Source organism: Dietzia sp. DQ11-38-2 (assembly GCF_014145055.1).
GTDB lineage: Bacteria > Actinomycetota > Actinomycetes > Mycobacteriales > Mycobacteriaceae > Dietzia.
On record NZ_JAALDW010000317.1, the window covers coordinates 1 to 4,918 of the forward strand.

The following is a 4,918-nucleotide window of genomic DNA, read 5'->3' on the forward strand; positions in this document are numbered from 1 at the left end:
GCTCGTCCACCGCCCCGAGGTCCGGGGCGGGGTGCTCGAGACCGAGTGCGCCGCGCTGCTGGAGGACTTCTTCCGCGCTCGGCGGTGATGGGATCGTGACCGTCGTGCGGTGGATGCCCATCGCGCATCTCCGTACGGTGGGTGAGGAGAGGCGCCGGGCACCGGCGCCGCGATCGAGAGGAGCACCACATGGGTGTGGGAGACAAGTTCTCGAACAAGGCCGAGGAGCTCGGCGGCCGCGCCAAGGAGTCGGCCGGCGCCGCGACCGGCGACCGCGACCTCCAGGCCGAGGGCCAGGCGGACCAGGGCAAGGCCGGCATCAAGCAGGGTGCCGAGAAGCTCAAGGACAAGGCCAACGAGGCAGCGGGCAAGCTCACCGGCAACGACAAGGCCTGAGACCGGCACGGCCTTACATCGGCACGGCCTGATCCGCCCGTCGAGCAGGCGATTTCCGCCTGCGGCCACTCGTGAAGTAGCCTGATCGGCGGTGGCGTGTCCGAGCGGCCGAAGGTGCAGCACTCGAAATGCTGTGTTGGGTAACCCCCAACCGTGGGTTCAAATCCCACCGCCACCGCCACGGGAGAGTCCCGGAACTCACTGGAGTTCCGGGACTCCTCTCATTCCCCGTCGTCGGCCGGGGCGACGTCGGCGACGAAATCCGGCAGGGTGGCCACCGCCCGGAGGGTGGTCAGCGCCGAGTCGATGACGGTGGCCTGGGGTAGCCCGGACTCCTCGCCCAGCAGCGCCAGCTCCTCGACTCCGGCCAACCAGGCGCGGGTGAGCACCAGAGACATGGGACCGGGCCGGTCCACCCCGATGCTGCGGAGGATGCGCAGGCTGACGGTGCGGTGCATGCCGTCGACGACCTGCTCGAGGACCGGGTCGACGGACCGGCCCGACCGCAGGACGGCCACGTAGTTGTCGCGGCGCCGCTGGATGTAGCGCACAAGTGCGGTGATGATCGCCCGGGTCCGGTCTTCCGCGCTGGTGCCCTCCGGGACCTCGGTCAGGGACAGGACGTGATCGGCCGCCGCGTTGACCACCGCCGTGAGGTAGTCGAGCTTGGTCGGGAAGTAGTGGAACAGCAGACTGCGCGAAACACCGGCCCGCTCGGCGACATCGTCCATCGAGAGCGAGTGGAACGGGACCGTCTCCAGAAGCCGCACCCCCAGGACCACCAGTTGATCGTGGCGCTCGCGCCGGGAGAGCCGTCGGCCGCTCGTGCCGGGCATCGCTCACCTCGTCGTCGTCGTCGATAGCTGCGGTCGTCGATCCCCCCATCGTAGGGCCACGGACGGCCCCCCGGACCGTCGTGCCACGATGGGACCCATGTCGGTTCACACGCCCCCCACCCCGCGCGCGACCACCTTCGACGTGGGTTCGCGGATGGCCCTCGACGGCACCGCGGGGGGCCGCACCGGCGTCATCCGCACCCCGCACGGCGACATCGCCACCCCGGCGTTCATCCCCGTCGGCACCAAGGCGACTGTCAAGACCCTGACCCCTGAGCAGGTCCGCTCGACCGGCGCGCAGGCCGTCCTGGCCAACGCCTATCACCTGTACCTGCAGCCCGGCCACGACGTGGTGGACGCGGCCGGCGGGCTGGGGGAGTTCATGCGCTGGCCCGGGCCGACCTACACCGACTCCGGGGGGTTCCAGGTGATGAGCCTGGGTGTGGGGTTCAAGAAGGTGATCGAGATGTCGGCCGGCGCGGCGAAGGCCCCGGACGACTCCGCCACCAACAAGGGCCAGGGAAGGCTCGCGAAGGTCGACGAGGACGGCGTCACCTTCACCTCGCACCTCGACGGCTCCGCGCACCGCTTCTCCCCGGAGGTCTCGATGCGGATCCAGCACGGCCTGGGGGCCGACATCCTGTTCGCCTTCGACGAGCTGACCACGCTCATGAACACCCGCGAGTACCAGGAGAGGTCGGTCGAGCGCACGCGGCGCTGGGCGCAGCGGTGTCTCGACGAACACGAGCGCCTGTCGGTGGAACGGACCCACCGGCCCGGCCAGTCGCTGTGGGGCGTGGTCCAGGGCGCGCAGTTCGAGGACCTGCGGCGACAGGCCGTGCGCGGGCTCGTGGAGATGAGCGACCGCGCCGAGGACCGGGGACGGCGCGGGTTCGGAGGCTACGGGATCGGTGGCGCGCTGGAGAAGGAGAACCTGGGCACCATCGTGGGCTGGTGCACCGAGGAGCTGCCCGAGGACCGGCCGCGCCACCTGCTGGGGATCAGCGAGCCCGACGACATCTTCACGGCCGTGGAGAACGGGGCCGACACCTTCGACTGCGTCGCGCCCACCCGGCTCGCCCGTCACGGCGGGATCTACACGCTGAACGGCCGGGTCAACATCACCCGCGCCCAGTTCCGGCACGACCACACCCCGCTCGACCCCGAGGGGCCGTCCGAGGTCTCGCGCGACTACAGCCGCGCGTACCTGCACCACCTGTTCAAGGCCAAGGAGTTCCTCGGGTCGACCCTGCTCACGATGCACAACCTGGCATTCGTGGTGCGACTGGTCGACGAGGTGCGCGCCGCGATGGACGCCGGGCCCGACGAGTACCTGGCGTACAAGGCGGAGTTCCTGGGGCGGTACTACTCGGCGTAGCACCGCCCGCAGGCACCGCCCGCCGGCACCGCCCGCTGTCGCGCCGACTTGCGCGCCCTCTTCGGCTTGCGCGGCCTCTTCGTCAGGTCTCGGTGGACTTGCGCTGCGTCTCTGCACCATTCAGGACGCATACCTCGGGCGAGGACGCGCACCTCGGGCGAGGCCGTGGGGCCGGTTCGCCACAGGGCAGCGGGTCAGCGGGTCAGCCGTCGAAGTAGATCGAATGGTGCAGCGAACAGCCCGGGTTGAACGCCGCCCCGCAGGCCGGGCACCCGTCGACCTCGAGGTATCGGCTGATCGACAGTGTGCTCCGGCAGACACCGCACAGGATCGCGGGGGTGTCGAACTCGGCCCGCGGCCACGCCGAGACCGCGTGATCAGCGGCCTCGGCGTGGCAACGGAAGCACGGGTAGAACTCCCGGCAGCAGTGGAAGCGGATCGCCACCACGTCCAGGGGACTGCGGTAGTGGACGCAGCGGGTCTGATCGTCGACGGTGGCCCCGAGGACCGGTATCGATCCGCCGTGCCCACCGTCAGCGCGCCCACTGCCCGCGTGCTCGCCGTCAGCGTGCCCGCCGCGCCTGCCGTGAGAGGTCATGCCCTCGAGTCTGCCGGGTCGGATCCCACCGGCGACGATCCCGCCGCAGAGGAGTCGGCCAGCGCGGTCTGGTAGGTGGGCTCACGCTTCTTGATCCACGCGATCACCACGTACGTCACCGGCAGCAGGACCGCCTCGACGAGCGTCTTCCAGACGAACCCGATCACGACGTAGTTCCAGTAGTCGCCCGACCCGAGCACCATGCCCAGGGCGGGGGCGGCGATCGTGCAGAAGACGAGGGTATCCGCGAGTTGGCCCACCACGGTTGAGCCGAGCAGCCTGGCCCAGAGGGTCCTCTCGCCGGTGCGGCGCTTCATCCACACCAGCACGTAGGAGTTGAGCAACTCGCCCACCACGTATCCGGCGAGGCCTGCGAGGAAGAACTGCGGGATCACTCCGGCAACGGCCTCGAACGCCTCCTGGTTCTCGTAGAACGGGGCCGGCGGGAGGTGGACGGTGAACGTGAAACTCAGCGCGGCCAGCGCCAGTACGGCGAAGCCGGAGAGGACGACGCGGCGCATCGCCCTGAAGCCGTACACCTCGCTGATCACGTCGCCGAGCACGTATGCCAGCGGGAAGAGCAGGAAGGCGCCGTCGGTGACGAGCCCGTCGAGGCTGAGGAAGCCGAGCTCGAAGCTCAGGCCGGGAAAGAGCAGGACGCCCTTCGTGCCGGTCACGTTGCTGATGAGCATGACGCCGACGAACAGGGCGATCAGATAGCCGTAGTACGGGCTGGCGATGGTGGCGAAGACCGCGCGGTCGGTCCCGGTGCTGTCGTCCCGGTCGGTGGGCGCTGGCCGGGTGGGGGATGGGTCGGAAGCGGTCCGAGCGGTGGAGCCCGGTGTGCTGCGCGCCGGCTCGGGACTGGTCCCGTCCGGCCGCCCAGGCCCGTGGAGGTCAGGATTCTGTTGCGATGGAGTGGTCACGGGCGTCGATTATCCGCTCCGGCGAGCCCGTCCCGCGAATTCACCGGCCGCCGCGCGCCGGAAAGGCGCGGGATCCGGGGTCCGTGGGCGAGGCGCGACAGGAGACGATCAGGTGACGACCCAGGGGCCGGTCCGCAACGACTCCGGGCTGATCACCCCGAACAGCGCGTCGATCGAATCCGCACCGGGTGGTCCACCCAGCGAGGCCACGATCCGGGCGACGGCCGTCCTCGTCGTCGTCCCCTCCGTGGCCAGGTCGGCCAGGGTCACCGCACCGTCCCGCTTGGCCAGACGCTCGCCGGCTACGTTGACCGCGAGCGGCACGTGGACGTACTCCGGCCGGGGCAGGCCGAGGAGCTCGGCCAGATGGGCCTGGCGCGGGGTGGAGGGCAGGAGGTCCTCACCGCGCACGACCTGGTCCACGCCCTGGTCGGAGTCGTCGACGACGACGGCGAGGTTGTACGCCCACACCCCGTCCCCGCGGCGGAGCACCACGTCGTCCACAACGCCTGTATAGGGCCCGTGGATCAGGTCGTCGACGGTGAGTTCGGTGATGCCGGCGCGCAGCCTCAGGGCCGGCACCCGACCCGGACCGAGTGCCTCGCGGCGGGTCGCTCGCTCGGCGTCGGTGAGATCGCGACAGGTTCCGGGGTAGGCGCCGGGTGGGGAGTGCGGGGCGCGCGGCGCCTCGGCGATCTCGCGGCGTGAGCAGTAGCACTCGTAGACCAGGTCGCGGTCGGTGAGGCGGCGGGTGGCGGCGGCGTAGGCGTCCGAGCGAGCGGAT

The 4,918-nt window shown here is 70.6% G+C and carries 6 protein-coding genes, 1 tRNA gene and 1 pseudogene; 4 read left to right on the plus strand and 4 right to left on the minus strand.

Features of this window, described 5'->3' with window-relative positions; translation table 11 throughout:
• The 3 genes and pseudogenes from G6026_RS17360 to G6026_RS11135 all read left to right on the plus strand — a co-directional run.
• Positions 1–88: pseudogene (locus G6026_RS17360) on the plus strand (nucleoside deaminase); the annotation flags it as partial.
• Between the two features lie 101 nt (positions 89–189).
• Positions 190–396: a CsbD family protein gene (locus G6026_RS11130; RefSeq protein WP_107755504.1), complete on the plus strand. Its 207-nt coding sequence runs from the start codon at positions 190–192 to the stop codon at positions 394–396.
• Positions 397–486: 90 nt separating this feature from the next.
• A tRNA-Ser gene (locus tag G6026_RS11135) sits at positions 487–577 on the plus strand.
• A gap of 40 nt (positions 578–617) precedes the next feature.
• Here G6026_RS11135 and G6026_RS11140 read toward each other — a convergent pair.
• Entirely contained in the window at positions 618–1,232 is a 615-nt protein-coding gene (locus G6026_RS11140; protein WP_107755505.1) for a TetR/AcrR family transcriptional regulator, read from the minus strand.
• 97 nt (positions 1,233–1,329) lie between these two features.
• Here G6026_RS11140 and tgt point away from each other — a divergent pair, with 97 nt between their 5' ends.
• The gene (gene tgt, locus G6026_RS11145) at positions 1,330–2,610 is read left to right on the plus strand and encodes a tRNA guanosine(34) transglycosylase Tgt (protein ID WP_182613212.1); all 1,281 of its coding nucleotides are present in this window, start codon (positions 1,330–1,332) and stop codon (positions 2,608–2,610) included.
• 202 nt (positions 2,611–2,812) lie between these two features.
• Here tgt and G6026_RS11150 read toward each other — a convergent pair whose 3' ends face one another.
• The 3 genes from G6026_RS11150 to G6026_RS11160 all read right to left on the minus strand — a co-directional run.
• Positions 2,813–3,208, minus strand: coding sequence for a CHY zinc finger protein (locus G6026_RS11150; RefSeq protein ID WP_182613213.1), 396 nt, complete (start codon positions 3,206–3,208; stop codon positions 2,813–2,815).
• Positions 3,205–3,948 carry a queuosine precursor transporter gene (locus G6026_RS11155; RefSeq protein WP_182613215.1) on the minus strand — a complete coding sequence of 248 codons (744 nt, stop codon included), beginning with the start codon at positions 3,946–3,948 and terminating at the stop codon, positions 3,205–3,207. Before G6026_RS11155 ends, G6026_RS11150 begins: the two co-directional genes overlap by 4 nt.
• A gap of 294 nt (positions 3,949–4,242) precedes the next feature.
• On the minus strand, positions 4,243–4,918 hold a 676-nt coding region (locus G6026_RS11160), incomplete at its 5' end, for a glutamate--tRNA ligase family protein (protein WP_182613214.1).

Excerpts from the sequence above, each read along its gene's own strand:
- G6026_RS11130 (WP_107755504.1), top strand. The coding sequence starts at position 190 with ATGGGTGTGGGAGACAAGTTCTCGAACAAGGCCGAGGAGCTCGGCGGC.
- G6026_RS11140 (WP_107755505.1), bottom strand. The coding sequence starts at position 1,232 with ATGCCCGGCACGAGCGGCCGACGGCTCTCCCGGCGCGAGCGCCACGAT.
- tgt (WP_182613212.1), top strand. The coding sequence starts at position 1,330 with ATGTCGGTTCACACGCCCCCCACCCCGCGCGCGACCACCTTCGACGTG.
- G6026_RS11150 (WP_182613213.1), bottom strand. The coding sequence starts at position 3,208 with ATGACCTCTCACGGCAGGCGCGGCGGGCACGCTGACGGCGAGCACGCG.